The following is a 26,133-nucleotide window of genomic DNA, read 5'->3' on the forward strand; positions in this document are numbered from 1 at the left end:
TATACAAATGTGTAAAGAATAAACAATTTATCTTTATTCCCAATTTTTATACTTTTTTAAAGTTGTAATGTGTGCAAGATGATGGTTTCCATGCCATGCATATGTGCCAATGATTTTCTTTATTTTATTTTCTGAATTATCAGATGGATGAATAAATGTCTTTTCTAAATCAGATTCAGATAAACTTTTCAGGATGTAGCCTAATCTAAAGTGTAATCCATTTAATAAATCAAGTGTTGGTTTAATTGGCATTGTCAAATTATCATGAATTTCAGACCAAAGAACTTCGTCATAAGCCTTAATTACGGGATTGTTTTCTGTCAATGCCCATTTAATTCGAATATAACAATTCATGTGACTTTCAGCGCAATGATGAATAACTTGTCTAACTGTCCATCCGTCTGGACGATAAGGTGTATCTAATTGTTCATCGGTTAAATGAATAACTTCTTTCTCTAATCGACTTGGGAATGTTTCGATTTCTTCAATTTTGGCTGAAAGATATTCAACAGAATAATCATCAGGAACAATAAATTTTCCGATCGGATATTTTAATTTTTCTAAATCTAATTCTTTCATAAGTCTGAATTCAGTTTTGTTTTTTAAATTGAAAGTTTTGCTAAATAGTCATAATGCTCTCCTTCTAAAATAAGTTCGCATTTTAGTCCATTTGCATTTGCAGCATTTTGCAAAGTATTATAATCTAAATAAAGCCAATCAAAAGGTTCTTCTTTCTGTCCTTTATAGGATATATTAAAAACGAGTTCTCCGTAATAATCATTTTCAGAAGGTATCCATTTTCCGCCGTCTTCATCTTCATCAAACATATAAATGATGTCTGAACTATCAATTAAAATTTGTCCTCCAGGATTTAGTAAAGATTTTAACTTCAAAAGATATTGGTTACAGTTTTTTAGTTTTCCGAAAATTCCCGTTCCATTCATTAAAACTAAAATAGTATCAAATTTTTCGCCTTCAAAATCTAAAATGTTTTTCACTTGAGCATTTTGTATTCCTCTTAAAAGTGCGGTTTCAATTGCCTTTTCTGAAATATCAATAGCAGTTACATCTAAATTTCTTTCGTTTTGTAGCGATAAAGCATGACTTCCAGCTCCGCATCCCACGTCTAATATCTTTCCGTGAGCCAATTGAAGTGCTTTTTGCTCGATTTTTGGCATTTCGTTATAAGCTCGAAAAAGATATTCGACGCTCATTTCATCTTCTTCAGAAATTGAAGTTTCAGTAATAATATCTTCAGGCGAATTATTGGTATAGAAATCAAATATCGCTTTTCCAAAAAGATCTTTCATTGTTTTATTTTAAAGTTTAAGGTTTCGAGTTTAAAGTTGCTTAATTTTGCAGATCAACTTTAAATTTTAAACTTGAAACAGATTTTAAATAACTTAAGTAAGTTAGCCAAAGATAAGCATAACGAAAATAAAAAGTATTTCGATAAGCTTAAAAAGAAACAGCCAAAGAATTTAGATTACGTTATGCAGGATTTGCATAATGCCGAATTTAAAAGAACGGACTGTTTGAAGTGCGCTAATTGCTGTAAAACAACTGGACCGTTGTTTACCTTGGCTGATATTGAGCGAATCTCAAAGCACTTTAGGCAAAAGCCGCAGCAATTTATTGAGCAATATCTTCGCATTGATGAAGATAAAGATTATGTTTTAAAAAATGTTCCTTGTACTTTTTTAGATCATGAGAATTACTGTATGATTTATGATGTTCGTCCGAAAGCATGTCGAGAATTTCCTCACACTGATAGAAACAAATTTTATCAGATTTCAAATCTAACATTAAAAAATGTTGAAATTTGTCCAGCAGCATACAATATAGTAGAAGAAATGAAGAAGGAACTTCCTCTTTAAAGAAAAGAATATTAATTAATTTAAAGAATTTCTCGTTTTATTCTTTTAAGGTGTACTTTTGAGAAAGGAATAATTAAAAAAAACTAAAATTTGAATTTAGAATATTTTATAGCCAAGAGACTTATTACTGCAAAAGATTATAAAAGCAGTATCTCGGCGCCTATTATTAAGATTGCTATTTCGGCAATTGCAATTGGAATAATTATGATGATGGTTTCTGTTGCGACAGGAATTGGTCTTCAGAAAAAGATTCGCGATAAAGTATCTGCTTTCAACGGACAGATTATTATTTCTAATTATGATAATAACAATTCAGATGTTACTTTGGTGCCGATTTCAAAAAAACAAGAGTTCTATCCTAATTTCAAAAGTGTTCCAGAAGTTAGTCATATACAAGCAATCGCAAGTAAAGCCGGAATTATAAGAACAGAGAATGCATTTGAAGGAATTGTTTTTAAAGGAGTAGGAGCAGATTATGATTGGAATAATATTAAAGAATATATTGTAGAAGGCAAATTGCCGGATTTTAGCAAACAAATAAATGAAGATGTTATTATTTCAAGATTTCTGGCAAACAGACTTAATTTGAAACTTGGCGACGAATTCAATACTTTTTTTATAAAAGAAGAACAAGGAAAGTTGCCTAATAGTCGTCGATTTAAAATTGTTGGAATATTTAATTCAGGATTTCAAGATTTTGACGCTACTTATATAATAGGTGACATTCGACATATTCAAAGAATTAATAAGTGGAATTCAGATCAAATTGGAGCATTTGAAGTTTTTGTAAATGACTTTGATGAAATTAAAACAATCGGAAATCTGGTTTACGAAAAAACATCTTCTACTCTCGACACTGAAACTATTGTGGAAAAGTATAGTTATATATTTGATTGGCTTCAATTATTCGATTTTAATATCGTAGTGATTTTGGCAGTAATGATTTTAGTTGCTACAATTAATATGGTTGTAGCATTATTGGTTCTTATTTTAGAAAGAACACAAATGATTGGAATTTTAAAATCGATGGGAGCTAATAACTGGTCGGTTCGAAAAATATTTTTGTATAACGCCTTTTATCTTATTCTACGCGGATTGTTCTGGGGAAATCTAATAGGGATTTCAATTTTGTTGGTTCAACAACAATTTGGCATAATTCAGCTAAATCCAGAAAACTATTATGTAAATCAAGCGCCTGTTTACTTAAATTGGATTTATATTCTGTTGTTAAATCTGCTTACAGTTACCGTTTGTTTCTTGGTACTATTGATTCCGTCTTATATAATAACAAAAATATCTCCAGTAAAAGCCATACGTTTTGATTAATAAAGGAGTTTAATGTTACGATTTCAACCCGACAGATTTTAAAGACCTGTCGGGTTTCTTTTTTTATAAGGATACATATATAATATAGTATAGATTCCGATTTTCCGCAGATGCTCACCGCATTGCGTCTTATGCGCAAAGCATTTATGAGCAGAATAGAATCGGGAGCATTTATGATTGGTCTTGGCATTTATAAGGAGCTTTTTCCCGCTATGCGCTGCAATCTTTTTGCGGCGAACCCCTCCTCAAAAAGGATTTCCTCCCGAAGCTTCGGGACTGTCGGGGCTGGAAATCCCGTATTCTGGAGAAACATCAGCGGAAAAAGAGGCTTGAAGATCGATTTCGGGAGCAGATTGGGAGCAAAAGCGCATTTCAGGATTTAGATTTTCCCAATAAAAGTGCCTTAAAGGTTGGAAAATCCCCAAAATCGCTGTTGGTAAAACCCGCAAAACAATCAAAAACGCATGTGAATTCAGAAAAAGGCTACAGGCGGGCAAAAAAAAGCGCATCCGTAAAGAATGCGTTATCAGCGCGTTAAGAAAAAGTTTTAAAAAACATTGAAATTATATAAACAAAAGGCTTGCGAATGTAAATAAAGGTTGTACTTTTGCACCCGCAACAGCGAAAAACGCTCATCGAAATACTGCAGAAGAATAGGAATCGGAAGGGAAGAAATTTTCTGAAAAAAAGATTCGGAAAAGCTTGCAGGAAAAGAAAAAGGTTTTTACATTTGCACCCCGCAAAACAGGGAAAGTTCATTGAAATATCGGAAGGGAAATCGGGAAAAGGAGACGAAAAAAAAGTTTCAAAATTTTTCAATTTTTTCTTGCGAGAAACAAAAAGAAGTTTTAGTTTTGCACCCGCTTTGAGAGATAAGCGAAAGACAAAAAAATTACGTTCGTAGACATATTGAATTGACAGCCGTTCCGATGCAAATCGGAACAGAAAAAATAAGAGTAATGGAATCGTAAGATTCGAATAAGACCGACTGGAAAAGCATCGCATAATAATATTAAAATATACGATGAAGAGTTTGATCCTGGCTCAGGATGAACGCTAGCGGCAGGCTTAACACATGCAAGTCGAGGGGTAGGATTCTTCGGAATCTGAGACCGGCGCACGGGTGCGTAACGCGTATGCAATCTGCCTTTCACAGAGGGATAGCCCAGAGAAATTTGGATTAATACCTCATAGCATAATGAGTTGGCATCAGCACATTATTAAAGTCACAACGGTGAAAGATGAGCATGCGTCCCATTAGCTAGTTGGTAAGGTAACGGCTTACCAAGGCAACGATGGGTAGGGGTCCTGAGAGGGAGATCCCCCACACTGGTACTGAGACACGGACCAGACTCCTACGGGAGGCAGCAGTGAGGAATATTGGTCAATGGGCGCAAGCCTGAACCAGCCATGCCGCGTGCAGGATGACGGTCCTATGGATTGTAAACTGCTTTTGTACGGGAAGAAACACTCCTTCGTGAAGGAGCTTGACGGTACCGTAAGAATAAGGATCGGCTAACTCCGTGCCAGCAGCCGCGGTAATACGGAGGATCCAAGCGTTATCCGGAATCATTGGGTTTAAAGGGTCCGTAGGCGGTCTTGTAAGTCAGTGGTGAAAGCCCATCGCTCAACGGTGGAACGGCCATTGATACTGCAGGACTTGAATTATTGGGAAGTAACTAGAATATGTAGTGTAGCGGTGAAATGCTTAGAGATTACATGGAATACCAATTGCGAAGGCAGGTTACTACCAATTGATTGACGCTGATGGACGAAAGCGTGGGTAGCGAACAGGATTAGATACCCTGGTAGTCCACGCCGTAAACGATGGATACTAGCTGTTGGGGGCAACTTCAGTGGCTAAGCGAAAGTGATAAGTATCCCACCTGGGGAGTACGAACGCAAGTTTGAAACTCAAAGGAATTGACGGGGGCCCGCACAAGCGGTGGAGCATGTGGTTTAATTCGATGATACGCGAGGAACCTTACCAAGGCTTAAATGCAGACTGACCGATTTGGAAACAGATCTTTCGCAAGACAGTTTACAAGGTGCTGCATGGTTGTCGTCAGCTCGTGCCGTGAGGTGTCAGGTTAAGTCCTATAACGAGCGCAACCCCTGTTGTTAGTTGCCAGCGAGTAGTGTCGGGAACTCTAACAAGACTGCCAGTGCAAACTGTGAGGAAGGTGGGGATGACGTCAAATCATCACGGCCCTTACGCCTTGGGCTACACACGTGCTACAATGGCCGGTACAGAGAGCAGCCACTGGGTGACCAGGAGCGAATCTATAAAGCCGGTCACAGTTCGGATCGGAGTCTGCAACTCGACTCCGTGAAGCTGGAATCGCTAGTAATCGGATATCAGCCATGATCCGGTGAATACGTTCCCGGGCCTTGTACACACCGCCCGTCAAGCCATGGAAGCTGGGGGTGCCTGAAGTCGGTGACCGCAAGGAGCTGCCTAGGGTAAAACTGGTAACTAGGGCTAAGTCGTAACAAGGTAGCCGTACCGGAAGGTGCGGCTGGAACACCTCCTTTCTAGAGCCCGATCAGTTAGCCGCAAGGCACGATTGGGAAATAAGATGCCGGACCATTGGTTTGGAATCGTGATTGCATTACTCTTGCTGTTAATTTAAAAAAATGATAAAAATTAAGTAAAACAGAGTCTCGTAGCTCAGCTGGTTAGAGTACTACACTGATAATGTAGGGGTCGGCAGTTCGAGTCTGCCCGGGACTACTATTTGACTTGATTTGAAGGAAATTCTGGAAGCTGTGATTCACCAAAGGAAATTAGAGAAGAATGGGAAATCTAAAATCTGAATTCTAAAATCTAAGATTTAAAAATGGGGGATTAGCTCAGCTGGCTAGAGCGCCTGCCTTGCACGCAGGAGGTCAACGGTTCGACTCCGTTATTCTCCACAGTTCCGAAAGGAAAAAAGTTCATTGACATATTGAGATAAGAAAATAATAAGAAAGTAGAAAGAACACGTTTTGCGATTTATTGCAAGACGGCAGAGACAAGGCATGCCTTGTCTAGTACAATAAGCAAAATAAGGGCGCATGGGGAATGCCTAGGCTCTCAGAGGCGAAGAAGGACGTGATAAGCTGCGAAAAGCTGCGGGGACTGGCACACACAGATCGATCCGCAGATATCCGAATGGGGCAACCCGCTATGCTGAAGGCATAGCACACCGATAGGTGGGCAAACCCGCTGAACTGAAACATCTAAGTAGGCGGAGGAGAAGAAAACAAAAGTGATTCCGTAAGTAGTGGCGAGCGAACGCGGATTAGCCCAAACCGGCATTGTTACGGCATTGCCGGGGTTGTAGGACCGCGATATTTCATGCATGAGGAACCGGAAGCTTCTGGAAAGGAGCGCCATAGAGGGTGACAGCCCCGTATGGGCAACAAATGTAATGGATAGCGGTATCCTGAGTAGGGCGGGGCACGTGAAACCCTGTCTGAATTTGGCGGGACCATCCGCTAAGGCTAAATACTCCTGAGAGACCGATAGTGAACCAGTACCGTGAGGGAAAGGTGAAAAGAACCGTGAATAACGGAGTGAAATAGATCCTGAAACCATGCGCTTACAAGCGGTCGGAGCCCTTTCGTGGGGTGACGGCGTGCCTTTTGCATAATGAGCCTACGAGTTAACGTTGCCGGCAAGGATAAGTGGTTAAGCCATGGATCCGCAGCGAAAGCGAGTCTGAATAGGGCGCTTTAGTCGGCAGTGTTAGACGCGAAACCGTGTGATCTACCCATGGGCAGGTTGAAGCTGTGGTAACACACAGTGGAGGACCGAACCGGTTGACGTTGAAAAGTCTTCGGATGACCTGTGGGTAGGGGTGAAAGGCCAATCAAACTCGGAAATAGCTCGTACTCCCCGAAATGCATTTAGGTGCAGCGTTATTTTAGTTATATAGAGGTAGAGCTACTGATTGGATGCGGGGGCTTCACCGCCTACCAATTCCTGACAAACTCCGAATGCTATATAATGGTTGATAACAGTGAGGGCTTGGGTGCTAAGGTCCAAGTCCGAGAGGGAAAGAACCCAGACCATCAGCTAAGGTCCCCAAATATATGTTAAGTTGAAAGAACGAGGTTTGTCTGCCCAGACAGCTAGGATGTTGGCTTGGAAGCAGCCATTCATTTAAAGAGTGCGTAACAGCTCACTAGTCGAGCGGACGAGCATGGATAATAATCGGGCATAAACATATTACCGAAGCTATGGATTTGCAGCTTGCTGCAAGTGGTAGGGGAGCATTCTGACAGGGCAGAAGGTGTATCGTAAGGTATGCTGGACCGGTCAGAAAAGAAAATGTAGGCATAAGTAACGATAATGCGGGCGAGAAACCCGCACACCGAAAAACTAAGGTTTCCACAGCTATGCTAATCAGCTGTGGGTTAGTCTGGTCCTAAGGCGAACCCGAAAGGGACAGTCGATGGCCAACGGGTTAATATTCCCGTACTTCTTATTGCTGTGATGGGGTGACGGAGTGATGAAAGCGCCGCGAACTGACGGAATAGTTCGTTAAAGCACCTAGCTATAGGGTCTCTAGGCAAATCCGGAGATCTTGGTGAAATGCGATAGTACTCGGAGTCTTCGGACAAAGAGATAGTGCGCCTAAGGGCTTCCAAGAAAAACCTCTAAACTTCAGGCAATAAGAACCAGTACCGTAAACCGACACAGGTAGTTGAGGAGAGAATCCTAAGGTGCTCGAGAGATTCATGGCTAAGGAATTAGGCAAAATAGACCTGTAACTTCGGGAGAAAGGTCGCCCCGAGCAATCGGGGCCGCAGTGAAGAGGTCCAGGCGACTGTTTATCAAAAACACAGGGCTCTGCAAAATCGTAAGATGAAGTATAGGGCCTGACACCTGCCCGGTGCTGGAAGGTTAAGAGGAGATGTTATCTTCGGAGAAGCATTGAATTGAAGCCCCAGTAAACGGCGGCCGTAACTATAACGGTCCTAAGGTAGCGAAATTCCTTGTCGGGTAAGTTCCGACCTGCACGAATGGTGTAACGATCTGGACACTGTCTCAGCCATGAGCTCGGTGAAATTGTAGTAACGGTGAAGATGCCGTTTACCCGCAGTGGGACGAAAAGACCCTGTGCACCTTTACTATAGCTTAGTATTGACCTTGGATAAATGATGTGTAGGATAGGTTGGAGACTATGAAGCGGCGTCGCCAGGCGTTGTGGAGTCATTGTTGAAATACAACCCTTTGTTTATCTGAGGCCTAACCCCGCGATGTGGGGGACAGTGCTTGGTGGGTAGTTTGACTGGGGTGGTCGCCTCCAAAAGAGTAACGGAGGCTTCTAAAGGTTCCCTCAGTACGCTTGGTAACCGTGCGTAGAGTGCAATGGCATAAGGGAGCTTGACTGAGAGACATACAGGTCGATCAGGTACGAAAGTAGAGCATAGTGATCCGGTGGTTCCGCATGGAAGGGCCATCGCTCAAAGGATAAAAGGTACGCCGGGGATAACAGGCTGATCTCCCCCAAGAGCTCATATCGACGGGGGGGTTTGGCACCTCGATGTCGGCTCGTCACATCCTGGGGCTGGAGAAGGTCCCAAGGGTTGGGCTGTTCGCCCATTAAAGTGGCACGCGAGCTGGGTTCAGAACGTCGTGAGACAGTTCGGTCTCTATCTACTGCGGGCGTTAGAAATTTGAGTGGATCTGATTCTAGTACGAGAGGACCGAATTGGACAAACCTCTAGTGTATCTGTTGTCCCGCCAGGGGCACCGCAGAGTAGCTACGTTTGGAAGGGATAAGCGCTGAAAGCATATAAGCGCGAAACCCACCACAAGATGAGATTTCTTTTAAGGATCGTGGAAGATGACCACGTTGATAGGCTACAGATGTAAAGGCAGTAATGTCACAGTCGAGTAGTACTAATAATCCGTAAGCTTATGTACGCCCTTTTCCCGATCCGCCCAGGCGGATCGGGAGGAAACTTTCTAAACTATTCTTCTTTTCTTTATCTCAGTATGTTAAAATATTTGCTCGACGCAGAGCAGTTGATGGTTAATAGTTGATAGTTGATGGAAAATCCAACAACCGACAACCGCAAACCAACAACTAAAAACCTTAAGGTGGTTATTGCGGCGGGGCTCACCTCTTCCCATCCCGAACAGAGAAGTTAAGCCCGCCTGCGCAGATGGTACTGCAGTTATGTGGGAGAGTATGTCGTCGCCTTTCTTTTGTGAAACCCTATCCAAACCGGATGGGGTTTTCTGTTTTTATAAATTTTGGGTATCAACTCTGTCTCTTTAATATTTGTCTTAAAATAATGGAATCTTTAAGTTGTTTAAGTGTTCTGCTATTCTTTGGATAAAATTTGTATTAGGGTGTTTTTAAAATGTTTTAATATTGAAAAAAGACTTTCGGATAATTTTTAAATTTTATTAATTTTAATGGATTATTTTAATTTTAAAATTTATGGCACAATATGCTACAAATCCTAAAGTTGATTTTTATTTCGAAAAAAGTGAAAAATGGAAAGCTGAAATTGAACAGATGCGAGAAATTGTTTTAGACTGTCATTTATCAGAAGAATTAAAATGGGGATGTCCATGTTATATTTTTGATAATGCAAACATTGTTTTGATTCATTCATTTAAGGAATATTGCGCTTTTTTGTTTTTCAAAGGAGCTTTAATGAAAGATCCAGATAATATATTAATTCAGCAGTCAGAGAATGTACAAGCGGCTCGTCAAGTTAGATTTGCAAATGTTCAAGATATTTTATCTAAAAGAGAAATTCTAAAAAAGTATATTTTTGAAGCGGCTGAAATTGAAAAGTCAGGACAAAAAGTAGAATTGAAGAAAGTTTCTGAGTTTGAAATTGCCGAAGAACTTCAGAGTAAATTTGATGTCGATTCTGATTTTAAAAAAGCTTTTTACGCTTTAACTCCTGGAAGGCAACGAGCGTATTTACTTCATTTCTCTCAGCCTAAACAGTCTAAAACTAGAGAGAGTAGAGTAGAAAAAAATATTTCAAGAATTCTAGAGGGAAAAGGATTGAATGATTAAAAAATATCGATAAAAAGAAAAACTCCTTTTGTACAAAGGAGTTTTTTGTTTTATGCTTTTAAGAGATTTGAGGCTTTATTGTGTTTTTCTTTCGAATAGAAATAATAGATTGCAGTATAACGGAAGTCATTACCAAGCTTATTCCGATATAAAATGAGAAATTGACTGATTGGCCTTCGTTAAAAAATAAAAAGGCTAGTATTATCGAATAAATTGGTTCTAAATTGAATGTTAGATTTATGGTAAATGCTTGAATCTTTTTAAGCGATTCTGCAAACATTACATAAAGCGCAACCGTGCAGCATGAAGCTAAAATGAATAAATAGAAAATGTCTTTCAAGTTTGGAATAAAAGCCTGTTTTGGAAAATTGTAAAAGTAAAATGGAAGAGCAAATCCTAATGCTAAAGTTCCTCCAAGCATCTGGTAAAAATTAATGAGTTTACTGTCGTAGAATTGTACTAGCCTTTCGTTGTAAATAGTGTATAAAGCAGCAAATGCTGACGAAATTATTCCAAGTAATATTCCGAGTTGATATGAAGAATCAAAATGAAAAATTAAGCTTATTCCTAGTAATGTGAGCATGCTTAATAAAATTTGAACCAAATTAAATCTTTTTTTATTGAGGATCGGTTCAAAAAAAGCAGTAAAAAAACTTGTCAGACAATAACATACAACACCAATTGATATGTTAGAATATTTTATGCTGGCATAGAAGAAAATCCAATGAATGGTAATCAATACTCCAGCTTTGGAAATTTTTGCTACTTCAGAAAATGACTTGAGTAATTTTATATTGTATATTTTTAAAATAAAAAAAAGAATAATTGAAGTAAATAGAACTCTGTACCAAACTAGAGTGATTTCGTTAAGAGAAATGAGTTTTCCGAAAATACCGGTAAAACCAGCAAGTAAAACTGCAGTATGCAGTATCAAATAAGATTTTTTCATAAGAAGTTGTCCTATCCTTTCTGAGGATAATTTTGAATATTAATAATGTTGATTGAGGTAAAGACACAAGAAATCGTACTGAAGATTCAGTAAAGTGTCAATACTAAATGAAATAGTATTAATTTTCTGGAGGTGAAAGACAACCTGCTACGTGCATACTTAAATTTGGATTTTAGCAAACTTATAAAAATAAGGCCGAATGAAAAAGTGGAAAAAGTTATTTAAATGTGAAACTTTAAAGACTTTAACAGTTTAATTGAATAGATCTGATTTTGATTTGAATATTTATTTGTAGAACTTGCAACGTCACCAAATCACCTTATTCATACAATATAAACTAATGGATACAAGCCAATCAGATAAAGCAGTTCTTGAAACAAAACAGCATTTTGAAATTTTAGATGGATTAAGAGGTATTGCAGCTTTTGCTGTTGTCATTTTTCATTTTATGGAATGGATTTTTACTGATCCGAGTCAGAATTTTATTGGACATGGATTTCTAGCTGTCGATTTTTTCTTTTGTCTTTCGGGATTTGTAATTGGATATGCTTACGATGACCGTATCGCAAAAATGGGACTTCGTAACTTCTTTGTTTCAAGAATTATAAGATTACATCCTTTAGTCGTAGCAGGATCGATATTAGGATTACTGGCTTTTTTATTTGATCCGTTTGGCGGGCATTTAGAATTATATAGCACAGGAAAAATTATTTTGACATTTATCTGTTCGCTTTTTCTTATTCCATTACCGGTTATTGCTGATCGCGGATTTAATCTGTTTAGTTTTAATGCACCAGCATGGTCACTGTTTTGGGAGTATATTGCTAATATTGTTTATGCATTTTTTCTTTATAGAATTGGAAGAAGCTTTTTATTGTTACTAACGATATTGTCTGCAATCGCGATTTGTTATGTAGGATATAATTCGGGTAATTTATTAGGAGGATGGAGTGGTCCAACTTTTTGGGACGGATGTGCTAGAATTTCGTATTCTTTTTTGGCAGGATTACTTATTTACCGTTCTAATTGGATTATAAAAAATAAGCTAGGTTTTGGTGGATTAACCTTTTTACTGCTATTGGCTTTTATTATGCCATTTTCAGAATGGAATTGGATTTCAGAACCGTTAGTTGTGTTGTTTTATTTTCCATTATTAATTTCTTTGGGAGCTGGGGCTATCTTAAAACCTGGATTGAAAAAAGCTTGTGTTTTTTCAGGAAAAATATCCTATCCATTATACATGACACATTATGCGGTTTTATGGATGTTTGGAAATTATTACACCAACTATAAACCAACTATAATGCAATTGACATTTATTGTAATAATATCTGTGGTTTTGCTTGTTGTATTTGCATATTTAGTAATGGTTCTTTATGATGTGCCGTTTAGAAATTATCTGAATATTAGAAGATTGAAAAAAAATAACACTAAGTCTTAAATCACAATTGCTTCTAGATTTAATATAAAATTTATCCCTTAAATCATGAAAAGAATTTTACTTATTGCTATTTTATCTTCTTCCATTTCTTTTTCTCAACAAAAGAAATGTCAAAATAAAATATAAAAATTAAGATTTAAATCAAGAAACAAAATGGCTTTAAAGGAATTTGAAGCTTTTTTTATAGGCGATTCTTTGTAAATGCTGGAGGTGTTTTTTTTTGTTTAAATTATCCCAATCTGTTCTTTTCTTGTGTTTTAAAACAAAACATTTCCTATATTTGCAACAATAAAGTATAGACTATGCTCTATACTTTGTTGTTTGTTTTAATAAAAATGAGGTTATGCTTGTAAACGAATTATCAAAAAAGACGGGATTATCGATTCATACTATTAGATATTATGAAAATTTAGGAATGATTAAGGGATTGACTGATGAAAAGGTAAAATCTAATAATTATAAACACTACGATGGTAATGCTGTTGAGCGTTTAGAGATCATTATAGAAGCAAGAGAAGTGGGATTTTCTTTAGCAGAAATAAAAAAAATATTGACGACTTGGTTTGAAAACTCTGATTCGAAACCGGAAACACTTGAGCTTTTTCAGGCAAAAATAAAAGAGATTGATGATAAAATGAGGTATTTCAAACAGACTAAGCAACTTCTCGAAAAAGTATGTGAGAAATTGAAAAATGTAGAGCGTTAGTGAATTACAAATCTGCTAAGTTGAAAGTTGTAATAAAAATTCCGCAAAGTATATCGCCAATCTTTATTGATACTCGAGTGTGATTTCTCCTTTCAGTCGAAATGACAATGTTTTGGCTTTATAACAAAAATAAGGATAAAAAAAAACTCCTTAATTTCTTAAGGAGTTTCTTGGTGGGCGATGAGGGGTTCGAACCCCCGACCCCCTCGGTGTAAACGAGGTGCTCTGAACCAGCTGAGCTAATCGCCCTATTTTACTAGGTTGCTATCGTTTGTGATTGCGAGTGCAAATATACGCTAGTTTTCGAGTTCTGCAAAGAAATTCGAATAAAAAATAAAACTTTTTTTAAAATAGTTTATATGTGCTTGTTTATGAATTTGTTATTAAAATTATTTTTTCAAAGTTTTTTCTAAATCAAAAGTATATTTTAGTTCAAAGGCAATTCCGCAACAACAAAAGTGCTTCCGCCAACGTAAATAAAATCATTTTCTGAGGCATTTTTCTTGGCTTTTGCGAAAGCGATTTCTACAGAATCGTATTTTTCTCCTATTAAATTGAATTTTTCTCCTGCATTTTTTAAAGTTTCGGCAGGTAAAGCTCGCGACGAATTTGGATGACAGAAATAATATTGTGCTTCTTTTGGGAAAAGTGGCAAAATAGAATCTAAATCTTTGTCATTTACAACGCCCAAAACAATATGCAGTTTTTCGTATTTCTCATTTTTTAGCTGATTCATTACAACGGTTAATCCGTGTTTGTTATGCGCCGTGTCGCAGATTATTTTTGGGTTTTCTCCCAATTGCTGCCATCTGCCTTGCAAGCCAGTATTTTTTATAACATGCAACAAACCATCTTTTAATTGTTCGTTAGAGATTTTAAAATCGGTTTCGTTATTTAAAATAGAAACCGTCTGCTGCACTGTTTTTTTATTGTGAAACTGATAATCTCCAATTAAATCCGATAAATAAATTTGATCAATTAAATCTGAAGCCAAATAAATCGGCGCCTTATTTTCTTCGGCTTTAGCCAAAAATACAGGTTTTGTTTCATCGGTATATTCTCCAATTACAACAGAAATATTCGGTTTAATAATCCCAGCTTTTTCTCCGGCAATCGCTTCCAAAGTATTTCCTAAAAACTGTGTATGATCTAAACCAATATTAGTAATTACAGAAACCAAAGGCGTGATAATATTTGTCGCATCGAGTCTTCCGCCAAGACCAACTTCAATAATCGCAATATCAGTTTTTTCAGTTGCGAAATAATCAAAAGCTAAACCGACAGTCATTTCGAAGAAACTCATATCATTATCTTCAAAAAAAGATTTATGTTTTCCAATAAATTCAATAACAAAATCTTCTGAAATCTCTTTACCGTTTATTTTAATTCTTTCTCTAAAATCTTTTAAATGCGGAGAAGTATACAAACCGACTTTGTAGCCTGCTTCTTGAAGAATAGAAGATAACATATGCGAAGTAGAGCCTTTTCCGTTTGTGCCAGCCACATGAATGCATCTCAATTTATTTTGAGGATTGCCAAGATGCTCTGCTAATATTTTGATGTTTGTTAAATCTTCTTTATAAGCTGAAGCTCCCTGCAATTGGTACATTGGAAGTTGATTAAACATCCATTCCGTTGTCTCTTGATAGTTCATTTATTTGGATAAAATAGTTGTTGATTGAAATAAATTTCGATTTTTGTAGTTTAATATTACAGCGAAAATTATCTTTATTGCAAATTTCAAATATTTTTTAGAATTAATTATTAAAAACCAGAATTAATATATGTTTAGTTTTATTCAATTACAAACAGATACAATCGCAAATGCTTCAAATGTAGTGATCGAAAAGATTGCACCAGAAAACGAAATTTCAATGTTTGGGTTTATAATGAAAGGAGGAGTTTTCCTAATTCCGATCGCGATTTTATTGTTTTACACTATTTATGTGATTTTTGAACGTTATATGTACATCAGCCGAGCATCAAAAATTGATGGCAGATTAATGCAGGATGTTGGCGATAAATTGCATTCTGGAAATATTGAATTAGCAAGAACAATTGTAGAAAGAAATAATACGGCCGCTGGAAATATCTTGAAAGAAGGCGTTTTGGTTATCGGAAGACCAATTGCTGAAATAGAATCTAATATGGACCGCGCAGCAGACATCGAAATTGGCGAAATGGAAAGACGTTTAGGTCATCTTGGACTTATCGCAGGTATTGCGCCAACGCTTGGTTTCATTGGAACAATTTCTGGAGTAATTAAAATTTTCTACAGCATTTCGGTTACAGAAAACATTAGTATCGGAAATATCTCTGGAGGTTTGTATGAAAAAATGATCAGTTCTGGTTCTGGATTAATTGTCGGTATTATTGCGTATTCTGCTTACCACTTATTAAACGGAAAAATTGATGATTTCGCCTTAAAAATTCAGAAACAGATTTTAGAGTTTGTCAACATAATTCAAAGAGCATAAGGTATGTCTATTAAAAGAAAAAGAAGATTTCACGCCGAAGTAGCGACTTCATCTTTGAGCGACATTATGTTCTTCCTGCTGTTGTTTTTCTTAATTATTTCAACACTGGCAAACCCAAACGTAATCAAGATGACGCTTCCAAAAGCAAAATCTAATGAAAAGACCAATAAACAATTAATTAGTTTATCGGTTACAGAAGATAAAAAATTCTACATTGACAAAGAACAAGTCGATTTTGAAAATCTAGAAACGAGTTTAATGTCTAAAATAGGTACAGATAAAGAACAAACTGTTGTCGTTCGAATTCCGTTTAATTTGCAAGTACAAGATTTAGTAGATGTTTTGCAGATAGGAGTGAGGAATAATCTGAAGTTTGTAATTGCAACAAGTCCGAAGTAATAATAATTATTAGGGCGTGATCCCGTTAAGATAAGTGGGCAAACATTCTTTATCAATATTCGCCCACTTATCTTAACGGGACCGGGCTATCCGCGCTACTTCGGTAGCCAGCTCCTATCCCTCACGCAAAAAAAAAATTACGCAACGATTTGTCATCCTGAGCGAAGTCGAAGGACGCGCCAGAAGCTCGACAAAGAATGATGATATCCCTTTGAGGAATTACTTGTGTGTCCTTCGACTTCGCTCAGGATGACAAATTAATCGTTAATTAGAATAAAGACATAAAAAAGGCTTTCAGTAATCTGAAAGCCTTTTTTTATAGAGAGCAGATTTAGTATAAATCTGTGTAATTCGTGTTTTAATCCAAACTAAAATTATAAATAATTTTCCCAACTTGTTTTGCAGGAGCATCACTATCAGATTCCCATTTGGTATTCATTGCTGCTATTCTTGCTTGATCTAATAAGCATTTTGCAGTATTTGTAGTTCCTTTAATTCCTGGAGTTGCGCTTATTGTTTTTCCATTTTGGTCGACGCTTACTTCAACAACTACTTTGCCTTCTTCATTACAAGTATATTTTGGTGCAGGTTTAGATAATGCTTTTCTGTTTCCTAAAGAATATCCAGATCCGCCACCAGAACCTCCACCGCTTCCTGCGCCGTAACCACTTCCGGTTCCAATGCCATTTCCAGTTCCGTTACCGCCTCCGGTTCCTCCGCCAGAGCCACCAGAACCATAATAGCCATTTGAGTTTAAACTTCCGTTTGCTTTTCCTTTATTTCCAGAAGCTTTATCATCTCCGTCTCCGCCTTTGTTTGAACCTTTCATAATGCTTGATAAAGCATCGTTTGTTGAATTTGAAACTTTAGGTTTTTCAGGAACGGGTTTTGTCTCTGGTTTTGTAACAGGAACAGGTTTTTTAGGTTTTTCTTTTGACGGAATTACAACATCTGTTTTATCAGCAACTGAGCTTTCCTGAGTAACAATTGCTTCTTCTGGAGCAGCTTTTGCCTGAACTTGTTTTACATTGTTTTTTACATTCAGAACTTCGCTTTTATAATTAGCGCCAGAACCTAAATCACTGTCGCCAAAATTTACGGTTACGCCGCCACCGCCACCGCCTCCGTCAGCAAGAGCGACATTGTTTTCTGGGTTATAAGGTGGCCAAAAACGTATAAAAAACAGCAATAGAATTATTGCTGCATAAATAGCAGTTGTGAATAACAATGATTTCTTTTGATCTGAAGAAATTGAGGAACTCATTTAAATTCTGAATTTTGAAATGTATTATTTTAAAAACGTTTAAAAGTAGTAAAAATTGTTTAGAATGGAAGTGAAGGACGAGATTTTACTGCAAAGTTCGCTAAGTGTTTTTCAAATTAATTATAACGCAAAGCACACTAAGATTTACGCAAAGAAACGCAAAGTTTTATTTGTTTCAAATTTGAGTAAATCTTTAGATTAAAAGTTCTCAAAGCTAGATGTAAACAAAGCTTTGCGAACTTAATATTTAGATATTGCTTGCACTTTGAATTAAAATATCTTAGCGTGCTTTGCGTTAAAAAAATTTGTGGCAAAAAAAAGCGAGCCGAATATAATCCAGCTCGCTCGCTTTTAATAAAGTATATAAAAATTAAACTAACTGTTTCAATGCAATTTCAAAAGCAGTTGCGCTAATATTTGTTTTAGACGAATTTAGAGCATGAGCTTTTACAATCGCATTTTTTATAATTTCTGAAGTATCATTAAAAATAGCTTCGTCAGTCATTTGCACTTTTTTCTCCATGAAATAAGCAAAAACTCTTGCCATTCCGCAGTTTGAAATAAAATCAGGAATCAAACTTACTTTTTGATCCACTTGCTCCATAATAGAACCAAAGAAAATTTCTTTGTCTGCAAAAGGAACATTCGCACCGCAAGAAATCACTTCCAATCCGTTTGCAATTAAGCTGTCGATTTGAGCTTGAGTAACCAATCTTGAAGCGGCACAAGGCGTGAAAATTTCAGCGCCAATTGTCCAGATTTTAGAGTTGATTTCTTCAAACGGAATCATATTGTCCGCAACTAATTTATTTCCGTCTTTATTTAAAAACAAAGTTCTGATTTCTTCAAAAGAAAAACCTTCTTCTTTAATTAATCCGCCATCGCGATCAATAATTCCGATCACTTTTGCTCCCATTTCAGCTAAATAAAAAGCGGCTGCAGAACCAACATTTCCAAAACCTTGAACGATTGCTTTTTTACCTTTAATGTCTCCGCCGTAAGTTGCGTAAAAATGACGAACTGCTTCAGCAACACCAAAACCAGTGATCATATCGGCAACAGTATATTTTCTTGTAACGTCTGGCGAGAATTTCGGGTTTTCAATAACTTTAATTACACCTTGACGTAATTGTCCAATTCTATTAATTTTATCCGCTTCCGTAGGTTTAAAATGTCCGTTGAAAACACCTTCCTGAGGATGCCAAACGCCACATTCTTCTGTCATTGGAATTACTTCGTGAATCTCATCAACATTTAAATCTCCTCCAGTTCCGTAGTAACTTTTTAATAAAGGAGAAACCGCTTTGTACCAACGTTGTAAAACACCTTTTTTGCGAGGATCGTTCGGATCAAAATTTATTCCAGATTTAGCGCCACCAATTGCAGGACCAGAAACAGAGAATTTAACTTCCATAGTTTTTGCTAAAGACAAAACTTCGTTCATGTCTAAGCCTTTTCTCATTCTTGTTCCTCCACCAGCAGCTCCTCCGCGAAGTGAATTAATTACAGTCCACCCTTCGGCTTCTGTTTCTGAATCTTTCCAATTGAAAACAATTTCAGGCGCCTTGTTTTCAAATTGTTGTAATAAATCTTTCATTTTGTTGTGATATGTTTATTTTGCGTAAATGTATAAAATAGAATAATGCGAATAATGTATTTTGCATCAAATATATAAAACAAAAAAGAAAAGCCGTCCAGAAATTTTTCGGGACGGCTTTTCGTATATTTAAAAAATTAAGACTATTGCCCTAATAAATGTTTTTTCAAAGTTTCGTCAACTGGTTTGTCAGAAAGCCAGATTCCGAATAATGCTTTTTTGAAATCGAATCCAGGAATTTTTCCTTTTAGAACTTCATTTTTGCTAACATAAACATTTTGATCCAAAGGATTGTAAGCTAAAATGAAAACATCTTTTTCTGTAATGGCATCACTCAAATAGCTTTTTAACTGCTCGATTCTTGGGCGTAATTGTTCTAATTGTGCTCCCGCAGATTTTTCAAAACCAGTGTTCATTGCTTTAGTCAATTTATTAGAAGAAACCATTGAAGAAGTGATTTCAATTCGAATCGCCATTTCAGTATCGCTGTCTATGATAAATTGAGGATCTTGTGTTAATTGAGATAAATACAGTGCTTGCACGTAAACTTCCATCCACATTTTAGATCTTCCGCCTGCACCATTTAACTGTAAAGTTTTACCCAGAAATTCTATTTTTCTAGGTACAGTTACACCATTAACATCGATTTGAGTTTGTGCCGAAACGGTCGAAAATTGTAAGCTTAAGAGGAGTGTGAGGAATAGTAAAATCTTTTTCATGTTCTGTCAATTATTTATTTTTTGGTCAAAAATAATGTTAATTTATTAATATTTGCGTCATTTTTAGGATGTTTTTTTTCTGTAAAATTCACATTTAATTTTTCTATTACGTTAATAATCAAATTAGTAAGACTTGTTTTACGTAGTGTTACGTATTTTAAGAATTGTTTAACTCATAACTGGCAAAACTTAGTCAAATTTTGTGTGATTGAAGATGGTAAATATGATTCTTGAATTTTAGAAAATTTGTTGCATAATTAATGCTGATTTACTCGAAAACCTAAATAATTACGAAAACGTTATCGTAATCATTGCTGATCTATTAATTTTGTATGCATGCATTGTAAATTACACTTTTAAAAAGTATCTTTGGATGCCTTTGCTTTAGAAAATTGGCACCGAAAAAACACAAAAAACATAAAACCATCAGCTTAATCGAATCTTCTCGAATTTAGGTTGCAAAACAATTAAAGTATATTATTATGGATTTTAATCTTACCGAAGAACATTTAATGATTCAGCAGGCAGCAAGAGATTTTGCTCAAAATGAATTATTGCCTGGAGTTATTGAACGTGACGAAAAACAAATATTTCCTACGGAGCAAGTCAAAAAAATGGGAGAACTTGGATTTATGGGAATGATGGTTGATCCTAAATATGGAGGAAGCGGTCTGGATGCTATTTCTTACGTTATTGCTATGGAAGAAATTTCTAAAGTAGATGCATCTGCTTCTGTAGTAATGTCTGTAAATAATTCATTAGTTTGCTGGGGATTACAAGAATATGGTACTGAAGAACAAAAACAAAAATATTTACCAGGTTTGGCTTCTGGAGAAATTCACGGAGCTTTTTGCTTAAGTGAGCCTGAAGCAGGAAGTGATGCAACTTCGCAAAAAACAACAGCAATTGATATGGGTGATCATTATTTAGTTAATGGAACCAAAAACTGGATTACAAACGGAAATACTGCATCTGTATATTTAGTAATTGCTCAAACTCATCCAGAATTGAAGCATAAAGGAATTAATGCTTTGATTATGACGAAAGATATGCCAGGCTTCTCTGTTGGACCAAAAGAACAAAAAATGGGAATTCGTGGCTCTGACACACATTCTCTAATGTTTTCTGATGTAAAAGTTCCTAAAGAAAACAGAATCGGTGAAGATGGTTTCGGATTTAAATTTGCTATGAAAACTCTTGCGGGAGGAAGAATCGGAATTGCTTCTCAAGCATTAGGAATTGCTTCTGGAGCTTATGAAATGGCTTTGAAATATTCTAAAGAGCGTAAAGCTTTTGGAACTGAAATTTGCAATCATCAGGCAATTGCTTTTAAATTGGCAGATATGGCAGTTAATATCGAAGCCGCTCGTCATTTATGCATGAAAGCCGCTTGGGATAAAGACAATCATAAAAATTACGATGTGAGTGGTGCGATGGCAAAATTATTTGCTTCGCAAGTGGCAATGGATACTGCAGTTGAAGCTGTTCAGATTCACGGAGGAAATGGTTATGTAAAAGAATATCATGTAGAGCGCTTAATGCGTGATGCAAAAATTACTCAGATTTACGAAGGAACTTCTGAAATTCAGAAAATCGTAATTTCTAGAGCTGTAATCGCTGGATAAAATTAGGTTACAATAGATTTGAAAACCCTTTCGACTTTTAGTTTGAAAGGGTTTTTTTATGAATATTCTTTTAGTTTTCATAAGTTTATACATTCAAATTAATTTTATCCTAAAATCAATCCTAATTCATATAAAACCATGAAAAAATTATACTTTTTGCTTCCTTTCATTTTCATTGCTTGTAAATCTAGCACCACAAGTGTGGCTGAAAAAGATTCTAAATCAGATTCAAAAATAATAGAAGTTAATTACAAAGTAGGCGAAACTGAAATCTCAGATTTCTTAAAATATCTTTCTTCAGATGAATTAGAAGGACGTGAAACAGGAACAAAAGGAATCGAAAAAGCTGCTGTATTTTTGGAAGATTTTCTAAAAAAGAATAATGTTAAACCGTATTTTAAAACCTATCGAGATACGTTGACAAACTTTAAAACTCCCGCTTTTAATATTGTCGGAGTTATAGAAGGTACAGATCCAGAACTTAAAAAAGAATTTGTTGTTTTAAGCGCGCACTACGATCATATCGGAATCGAGAAAAAAGAACAAGCAGATAAAATTAATAATGGTGCCAATGATGATGCTTCGGGCGTAACGTCTGTAGCGGCGATGGCGAAATATTTTGCCAAAACTAAAGCGAATAAACGCAGCATATTAATTGCCTTTTTTGCTGGAGAAGAGAAAGGATTATTAGGCTCAAAAAGTTTAGTTCAGAAATTGAAAAAAGAAAACTTTAATCTTTACACACAATTAAATATCGAAATGATTGGAGTGCCAATGAAAAGAGATTTTCTAGCTTACATAACAGGTTTTGACAAATCAAATATGGCATCAAAAATCAATGAATATACAGGAAAAAATACTATCGGATTTTTGCCAAAAGAGGCTGAATACGAATTATTCTACAGATCAGATAACTATTCATTTTACGATGTTTTCAAAAAACCTTGTCAATCGATAAGTACTTTTGATTTTGAAAATTTTGATTTCTATCATCATGTTTCAGATGAATTTAAACTAATGGATATTCCGCATATCACAGCATTTACCCAAGAATTGTTGCCTGCTGTTACCCATATTGCAGTTTCGCCAACTCAGGAAATAACGATGAATAAATAAGAAGCATTTTGATTATTTTTGTTGCATGAAAAATATTATCGTTACAGGAACAAGCAGAGGAATTGGTTATGAATTAGCTTTGAAATTTGCTGAAGCCGGCCATCAAGTGTTGGCTATTTCCAGAAAAATTCCACAATCTTTATTAGAACATCAAAATGTTACTTGCCTTTCTATCGACTTGGCAGATGAAAATGCTTTGCAAGAAGTGAATCAGTTTATTTCTTCCACTTGGAAAAAAGTAGATGCAGTTGTTCATAACGCAGGAGCTTTACTTTTAAAACCTTTTGCAGAAACTACTCAAGCAGATTTTGAAAGCATTTATAAAGTAAACGTTTTTGCAGTAGCCAATTTAACTAGAATTTGTATTCCGTATTTAGAAAAAGGCAGTCATGTTGTTACTATCAGTTCTATCGGTGGCGTTCGCGGAAGTTTGAAATTTGCAGGATTAGCAGCTTACAGTTCGAGTAAAGGAGCTGTGATTACTTTGACTGAATTACTAGCGGAAGAATATAAAGAGAAAGGCATTTCATTTAATGTATTAGCATTAGGTTCTGTTCAGACTGAAATGCTTAATGAAGCTTTTCCTGGATATCAAGCGCCAATTTCTGCTGAAGGAATGGCAACTTATATTTATGATTTTACACTCAACGGCAATAAATATTTCAACGGAAAAGTCTTAGAAGTTTCATCAACTAATCCTTAAAATAAACAACTATTTTCAAACCCAAATCTAACCAGCCAATTTATGAAAAGAAAAATTACTCTTTTTACTGCTCTATTTTTTGTTGCCTTTAATTTGAAAACTTCTGCTCAGTCCTACAAATCTGAGGTTCTGAGTTTTTACAATTTTGTTTATCCAGAAAGTTATATTCCAGAAGGATATCACAGTTATGGAGTGAAACTGCATCTTTCACCAGATTTGATAGTTGTTTTTGTCGATGGAGAAAAAAAAGGAACCCGTCCGCCATTGTCTTACAATGAATTTTTTAGAGAGAAAGATTTAAAAAGAGCCATTATTGGTACGGATACTGAACCTGATATGAAAGGATATCATATTCCAACTATAATGGAACTGGGATATACGCTAAATGACAAAGAAGCTAAAGACCATTTTATTTTAGATATTTCTATAAAAAACATAGCTTATACATCGAATATTAAAGAAACAAAAAATGTTGATCCTGCTTTTTCTAGTGAAATATATTATAGATACGATGCTGTTTATAAAATTATAAATAGTCTGACTAAGGAAGTTGTGATGGAAAAAACATATAATGTTAAAGAGTTGACCAATGCTTCACCGTTAGGCAAAACCAAAGCAGAATTGGTAAGCTACCTAACAGCAAATATCGATAAAGATTTGCTTTTTAATCAATTGGTAAAAAATATTCAGGAAAACATGCGAGGAAGACTGGTTTCTTGGATAGATGTCGAATATTATCAGGATAGTTTTTATTTTTCTAGAATTTCTAAAGAAGATAAAAATCCGATTTTTGCTAAATTAAATCAAGACGTTGATGTTTTGGAGAAATGGTCGAAGAACAAAGCAGAGCCAACAATCGATGAAGCTCTTTTAGCGGCAAATACCGAATTCATTCAAAAAAATAATTTGGTTCTTAAAGACGAATCTGGCCGTTTTCAAGACGAAACTCGTTTAAAAAATTACAAGAACTACCTAAATAAGAAAAAAGTTTTTAGTGATTTTATTCTAAAAATGGAGCAATATTCAAAAGAATTAGATCAGAACGACAAAGGACAAAAAGCAGCTTTATGGGCTTGTTACATCAATATTGCTTCTAGTTTTCAGGTTTTAAATAATTCGAAAAGCAGTTTAGAATATCTTCAAAAAGCATATGCTCTTAAATATCAAGAAGGAAAAGTGAGAAATGTGGAAGAAGAAGTAAAGGCAAAAGAAACAAAAATGAATGTATTTTTTGCCAACGGCGAAATTAAAAAAGATGTAAACAGCCAATATTTTAAATATTTAACTTTATAAAAATATATTTAGAAGTATTTTTGGCGCTAATAAAAAATTATACACTTGAGCGACACTTTAGCTAAATACATTCCCGAACACGCAGTAAAACCTGTTTTCGATTTGATTGTGGCCAATCAGGTTCACTTAAAAATTGTAAACGAGCGTCAGACACGCCACGGCGATTACAGACGTGGACCGAGCGGAAAGCATGAAATTACTGTGAACGCAAGTTTAAATAAGTATCGTTTTTTAATTACGCTCATTCATGAAATTGCACATTTGGTTGCTTTCGAAAAATTCGGACGAAATATCAAACCGCACGGAAATGAATGGAAATATACTTTTCAGCGTTTAATGGTTCCTTTTATAAGGCCGGAAATATTTCCGGGACAGATTTTGCCTTTGTTGGCAAGACATTTCAAAAATCCGTCGGCGAGCAGTGATACAGATACAACTTTGTCTTTGGCTTTAAAGCAATATGATAAAGAAAATGATAAAAACTATGTGTTTGAAATTCCGTATGGAAGTGTTTTCAGAATCAAGAACGGAAAAATTTTCAAGAAACTGGCAGTTCGTACCAAACGTTTTGAATGCATCGAAATAAGTTCTGGAAAGACGTATCTTTTTAATCCAAATGCTGAAGTTGAGCTGATAAATTAAATCGAAAAACTCCTAGATCATAAATCCCAAATTCCAATGATTTTTAAAATTGGAGTTTGGGATTTTTTTAATTGAATTTTTAAATTTCGCAAAATTTTCCTTTTGATTTTATGTAATAATAATATACGATTTGTCTTATATTTATCAAATTATTAGATCTTTACAAAAAACATCTTTATGAAAAACATTCTAATCTTATTTGTTTTGTCGCTTTCATTTGTCTCTTGTTGTAAGGATCCAGTATTAATTAAATCTGGAATAGAAACTAGAGTTTTTGGAAAACTTACAGATTATCGGGATACACCGATTTCCGATTTAAAAATTAAAATAGCTGAATTTAAAGTAACAAATAATGGCTTTTTCATGTCTAGTGCGGATTATGAATTTATGGGATGGATTGATTCGACTTATACAAATACTAGAGGAAATTATGATTTTGTTTTTAAAACAACAGGAAAAGGCAATTTTTATAGATTGTTTATAGGTGAAGAGGCAAAACGAACTGAACCAAGAATTTTATCAGATCCATTTTTTCTGGATATTACCGAGATTTCTAATGATATGAAATATATTGGAAAAGAATTTGAATTTAATTCAACTAATCTACTTTGGCGATATCCATGTATTGTCACTTTTAAGGTCGATAATGTGGAAACTTTTCCCTTGTTGGCTTATAGAGATCCGACAGATTATTCTGTTACGTACAACTTTACAGCTAACGGAACTTTTGAAGGTAGGTTTTATATTCAACTTTATTATAAAGAAATAATAAGCGTAAACAGACGTAAGAATGGAGTTTTGCAGAGTGCAAAATATGAATTTCCACCAAGTAATGTTGAAACAACTACATTTCAAACTATTACAGTTAAAGAGGCTGATTTTAAAGATGTACAGTAAATTAAATTTCAAATAAAAAATCCCAAATTCCAATTTGATGTTGGAATTTGGGATTTTTTATTTGAAAT

21 protein-coding genes, 3 tRNA genes and 3 rRNA genes are annotated in these 26,133 nt (G+C 35.6%); 18 read left to right on the plus strand and 9 right to left on the minus strand.

All coding sequences use genetic code 11. From position 1 onward, the window contains the following. Nucleotides 1–33: 33 nt before the first annotated feature. Together P0R33_RS15065 and P0R33_RS15070 are read right to left on the minus strand one after the other, a co-directional pair. Nucleotides 34–579 (minus strand): YfiT family bacillithiol transferase, encoded by a 546-nt coding sequence (locus P0R33_RS15065; RefSeq protein WP_276171995.1) that lies wholly within the window; start codon nucleotides 577–579, stop codon nucleotides 34–36. 23 nt (nucleotides 580–602) lie between these two features. Further along, the gene (locus tag P0R33_RS15070) at nucleotides 603–1,310 is read right to left on the minus strand and encodes a class I SAM-dependent methyltransferase (RefSeq protein WP_276171996.1); all 708 of its coding nucleotides are present in this window, start codon (nucleotides 1,308–1,310) and stop codon (nucleotides 603–605) included. Between the two features lie 72 nt (nucleotides 1,311–1,382). Between P0R33_RS15070 and P0R33_RS15075 the strand changes: the two genes are divergently transcribed. Continuing rightward, nucleotides 1,383–1,877 (plus strand): YkgJ family cysteine cluster protein, encoded by a 495-nt coding sequence (locus P0R33_RS15075; RefSeq protein ID WP_276171997.1) that lies wholly within the window; start codon nucleotides 1,383–1,385, stop codon nucleotides 1,875–1,877. Nucleotides 1,878–1,967: 90 nt separating this feature from the next. Next, on the plus strand, nucleotides 1,968–3,203 hold the full coding sequence (locus P0R33_RS15080) for an FtsX-like permease family protein (RefSeq protein WP_276171998.1): 1,236 nt from the start codon (nucleotides 1,968–1,970) through the stop codon (nucleotides 3,201–3,203). A 245-nt stretch (nucleotides 3,204–3,448) separates the two neighbouring features. On the opposite strand, the gene P0R33_RS15085 is transcribed toward P0R33_RS15080, so the two are convergent. Beyond that, complete coding sequence (locus P0R33_RS15085) at nucleotides 3,449–3,574, minus strand: hypothetical protein (RefSeq protein ID WP_276171999.1); 126 nt, start codon at nucleotides 3,572–3,574, stop codon at nucleotides 3,449–3,451. Between the two features lie 650 nt (nucleotides 3,575–4,224). Between P0R33_RS15085 and P0R33_RS15090 the strand changes: the two genes are divergently transcribed. The 6 genes from P0R33_RS15090 to P0R33_RS15115 all read left to right on the plus strand — a co-directional run bounded on the left by P0R33_RS15090 (nucleotide 4,225) and on the right by P0R33_RS15115 (nucleotide 10,237). Then, nucleotides 4,225–5,738, plus strand: a 16S ribosomal RNA gene (locus P0R33_RS15090). Nucleotides 5,739–5,863: 125 nt separating this feature from the next. Next, a tRNA-Ile gene (locus P0R33_RS15095) sits at nucleotides 5,864–5,937 on the plus strand. A gap of 108 nt (nucleotides 5,938–6,045) precedes the next feature. Beyond that, nucleotides 6,046–6,119, plus strand: a tRNA-Ala gene (locus tag P0R33_RS15100). A gap of 120 nt (nucleotides 6,120–6,239) precedes the next feature. Further along, a 23S ribosomal RNA gene (locus P0R33_RS15105) occupies nucleotides 6,240–9,120 on the plus strand. A 173-nt stretch (nucleotides 9,121–9,293) separates the two neighbouring features. After that, nucleotides 9,294–9,403: ribosomal RNA gene (gene rrf / locus P0R33_RS15110) — 5S ribosomal RNA — on the plus strand. The 16S, 23S and 5S rRNA genes sit together here with 2 tRNA genes alongside, the layout of an rRNA operon. Nucleotides 9,404–9,643: 240 nt before the next feature. Continuing rightward, entirely contained in the window at nucleotides 9,644–10,237 is a 594-nt protein-coding gene (locus tag P0R33_RS15115) for a DUF1801 domain-containing protein (protein WP_276172000.1), read from the plus strand. Between the two features lie 58 nt (nucleotides 10,238–10,295). Here P0R33_RS15115 and P0R33_RS15120 read toward each other — a convergent pair whose 3' ends face one another. Next, nucleotides 10,296–11,186, minus strand: coding sequence for a DMT family transporter (locus tag P0R33_RS15120; protein WP_276172001.1), 891 nt, complete (start codon nucleotides 11,184–11,186; stop codon nucleotides 10,296–10,298). A gap of 340 nt (nucleotides 11,187–11,526) precedes the next feature. Here P0R33_RS15120 and P0R33_RS15125 point away from each other — a divergent pair, with 340 nt between their 5' ends. Then, nucleotides 11,527–12,627: an acyltransferase gene (locus tag P0R33_RS15125; RefSeq protein WP_276172002.1), complete on the plus strand. Its 1,101-nt coding sequence runs from the start codon at nucleotides 11,527–11,529 to the stop codon at nucleotides 12,625–12,627. A 343-nt stretch (nucleotides 12,628–12,970) separates the two neighbouring features. Then, nucleotides 12,971–13,333 (plus strand): MerR family transcriptional regulator, encoded by a 363-nt coding sequence (locus P0R33_RS15130; RefSeq protein WP_276172003.1) that lies wholly within the window; start codon nucleotides 12,971–12,973, stop codon nucleotides 13,331–13,333. A 171-nt stretch (nucleotides 13,334–13,504) separates the two neighbouring features. Here P0R33_RS15130 and P0R33_RS15135 read toward each other — a convergent pair. Beyond that, nucleotides 13,505–13,582 (minus strand) — tRNA-Val (locus tag P0R33_RS15135). A 178-nt stretch (nucleotides 13,583–13,760) separates the two neighbouring features. After that, complete coding sequence (locus P0R33_RS15140; protein ID WP_276172005.1) at nucleotides 13,761–14,987, minus strand: folylpolyglutamate synthase/dihydrofolate synthase family protein; 1,227 nt, start codon at nucleotides 14,985–14,987, stop codon at nucleotides 13,761–13,763. 130 nt (nucleotides 14,988–15,117) lie between these two features. Between P0R33_RS15140 and P0R33_RS15145 the strand changes: the two genes are divergently transcribed. Further along, entirely contained in the window at nucleotides 15,118–15,810 is a 693-nt protein-coding gene (locus P0R33_RS15145; protein ID WP_276172006.1) for a MotA/TolQ/ExbB proton channel family protein, read from the plus strand. A 3-nt stretch (nucleotides 15,811–15,813) separates the two neighbouring features. Beyond that, complete coding sequence (locus P0R33_RS15150) at nucleotides 15,814–16,209, plus strand: biopolymer transporter ExbD (protein WP_229355061.1); 396 nt, start codon at nucleotides 15,814–15,816, stop codon at nucleotides 16,207–16,209. Nucleotides 16,210–16,567: 358 nt separating this feature from the next. On the opposite strand, the gene P0R33_RS15155 is transcribed toward P0R33_RS15150, so the two are convergent. The 3 genes from P0R33_RS15155 to P0R33_RS15165 form a co-directional block, all read right to left on the minus strand. After that, the gene (locus P0R33_RS15155) at nucleotides 16,568–17,473 is read right to left on the minus strand and encodes an energy transducer TonB (protein ID WP_276172007.1); all 906 of its coding nucleotides are present in this window, start codon (nucleotides 17,471–17,473) and stop codon (nucleotides 16,568–16,570) included. A 370-nt stretch (nucleotides 17,474–17,843) separates the two neighbouring features. Then, on the minus strand, nucleotides 17,844–19,070 hold the full coding sequence (locus P0R33_RS15160; RefSeq protein ID WP_276172008.1) for a Glu/Leu/Phe/Val dehydrogenase dimerization domain-containing protein: 1,227 nt from the start codon (nucleotides 19,068–19,070) through the stop codon (nucleotides 17,844–17,846). 143 nt (nucleotides 19,071–19,213) lie between these two features. After that, entirely contained in the window at nucleotides 19,214–19,789 is a 576-nt protein-coding gene (locus P0R33_RS15165; protein WP_276172009.1) for a chalcone isomerase family protein, read from the minus strand. A gap of 482 nt (nucleotides 19,790–20,271) precedes the next feature. Between P0R33_RS15165 and P0R33_RS15170 the strand changes: the two genes are divergently transcribed. From P0R33_RS15170 to P0R33_RS15195, 6 genes are all read left to right on the plus strand, one after another. Beyond that, complete coding sequence (locus P0R33_RS15170) at nucleotides 20,272–21,414, plus strand: acyl-CoA dehydrogenase (RefSeq protein WP_276172010.1); 1,143 nt, start codon at nucleotides 20,272–20,274, stop codon at nucleotides 21,412–21,414. A 138-nt stretch (nucleotides 21,415–21,552) separates the two neighbouring features. After that, nucleotides 21,553–22,530 carry a M28 family peptidase gene (locus P0R33_RS15175; RefSeq protein WP_276172011.1) on the plus strand — a complete coding sequence of 326 codons (978 nt, stop codon included), beginning with the start codon at nucleotides 21,553–21,555 and terminating at the stop codon, nucleotides 22,528–22,530. A gap of 25 nt (nucleotides 22,531–22,555) precedes the next feature. Further along, entirely contained in the window at nucleotides 22,556–23,233 is a 678-nt protein-coding gene (locus tag P0R33_RS15180) for an SDR family NAD(P)-dependent oxidoreductase (protein WP_276172013.1), read from the plus strand. 42 nt (nucleotides 23,234–23,275) lie between these two features. Then, nucleotides 23,276–24,526: a hypothetical protein gene (locus P0R33_RS15185; protein WP_276172014.1), complete on the plus strand. Its 1,251-nt coding sequence runs from the start codon at nucleotides 23,276–23,278 to the stop codon at nucleotides 24,524–24,526. A 45-nt stretch (nucleotides 24,527–24,571) separates the two neighbouring features. Continuing rightward, nucleotides 24,572–25,168, plus strand: coding sequence for a SprT-like domain-containing protein (locus P0R33_RS15190; RefSeq protein ID WP_276172015.1), 597 nt, complete (start codon nucleotides 24,572–24,574; stop codon nucleotides 25,166–25,168). A gap of 177 nt (nucleotides 25,169–25,345) precedes the next feature. Beyond that, the gene (locus tag P0R33_RS15195; protein WP_276172016.1) at nucleotides 25,346–26,065 is read left to right on the plus strand and encodes a hypothetical protein; all 720 of its coding nucleotides are present in this window, start codon (nucleotides 25,346–25,348) and stop codon (nucleotides 26,063–26,065) included. Nucleotides 26,066–26,133 lie beyond the last annotated feature (68 nt).

It is taken from the genome of Flavobacterium sp. YJ01 (assembly GCF_029320955.1).
Classification (GTDB): domain Bacteria; phylum Bacteroidota; class Bacteroidia; order Flavobacteriales; family Flavobacteriaceae; genus Flavobacterium.

Excerpts from the sequence above, each read along its gene's own strand:
- P0R33_RS15185 (WP_276172014.1), top strand. The coding sequence starts at position 23,276 with ATGAAAAGAAAAATTACTCTTTTTACTGCTCTATTTTTTGTTGCCTTT.
- P0R33_RS15085 (WP_276171999.1), bottom strand. The coding sequence starts at position 3,574 with ATGCGCTTTTGCTCCCAATCTGCTCCCGAAATCGATCTTCAAGCCTCT.
- P0R33_RS15180 (WP_276172013.1), top strand. The coding sequence starts at position 22,556 with ATGAAAAATATTATCGTTACAGGAACAAGCAGAGGAATTGGTTATGAA.
- P0R33_RS15155 (WP_276172007.1), bottom strand. The coding sequence starts at position 17,473 with ATGAGTTCCTCAATTTCTTCAGATCAAAAGAAATCATTGTTATTCACA.
- P0R33_RS15115 (WP_276172000.1), top strand. The coding sequence starts at position 9,644 with ATGGCACAATATGCTACAAATCCTAAAGTTGATTTTTATTTCGAAAAA.
- P0R33_RS15140 (WP_276172005.1), bottom strand. The coding sequence starts at position 14,987 with ATGAACTATCAAGAGACAACGGAATGGATGTTTAATCAACTTCCAATG.
- P0R33_RS15125 (WP_276172002.1), top strand. The coding sequence starts at position 11,527 with ATGGATACAAGCCAATCAGATAAAGCAGTTCTTGAAACAAAACAGCAT.
- P0R33_RS15165 (WP_276172009.1), bottom strand. The coding sequence starts at position 19,789 with ATGAAAAAGATTTTACTATTCCTCACACTCCTCTTAAGCTTACAATTT.
- P0R33_RS15160 (WP_276172008.1), bottom strand. The coding sequence starts at position 19,070 with ATGAAAGATTTATTACAACAATTTGAAAACAAGGCGCCTGAAATTGTT.
- P0R33_RS15170 (WP_276172010.1), top strand. The coding sequence starts at position 20,272 with ATGGATTTTAATCTTACCGAAGAACATTTAATGATTCAGCAGGCAGCA.
- P0R33_RS15145 (WP_276172006.1), top strand. The coding sequence starts at position 15,118 with ATGTTTAGTTTTATTCAATTACAAACAGATACAATCGCAAATGCTTCA.
- P0R33_RS15130 (WP_276172003.1), top strand. The coding sequence starts at position 12,971 with ATGCTTGTAAACGAATTATCAAAAAAGACGGGATTATCGATTCATACT.
- P0R33_RS15150 (WP_229355061.1), top strand. The coding sequence starts at position 15,814 with ATGTCTATTAAAAGAAAAAGAAGATTTCACGCCGAAGTAGCGACTTCA.
- P0R33_RS15070 (WP_276171996.1), bottom strand. The coding sequence starts at position 1,310 with ATGAAAGATCTTTTTGGAAAAGCGATATTTGATTTCTATACCAATAAT.
- P0R33_RS15065 (WP_276171995.1), bottom strand. The coding sequence starts at position 579 with ATGAAAGAATTAGATTTAGAAAAATTAAAATATCCGATCGGAAAATTT.
- P0R33_RS15120 (WP_276172001.1), bottom strand. The coding sequence starts at position 11,186 with ATGAAAAAATCTTATTTGATACTGCATACTGCAGTTTTACTTGCTGGT.
- P0R33_RS15195 (WP_276172016.1), top strand. The coding sequence starts at position 25,346 with ATGAAAAACATTCTAATCTTATTTGTTTTGTCGCTTTCATTTGTCTCT.
- P0R33_RS15175 (WP_276172011.1), top strand. The coding sequence starts at position 21,553 with ATGAAAAAATTATACTTTTTGCTTCCTTTCATTTTCATTGCTTGTAAA.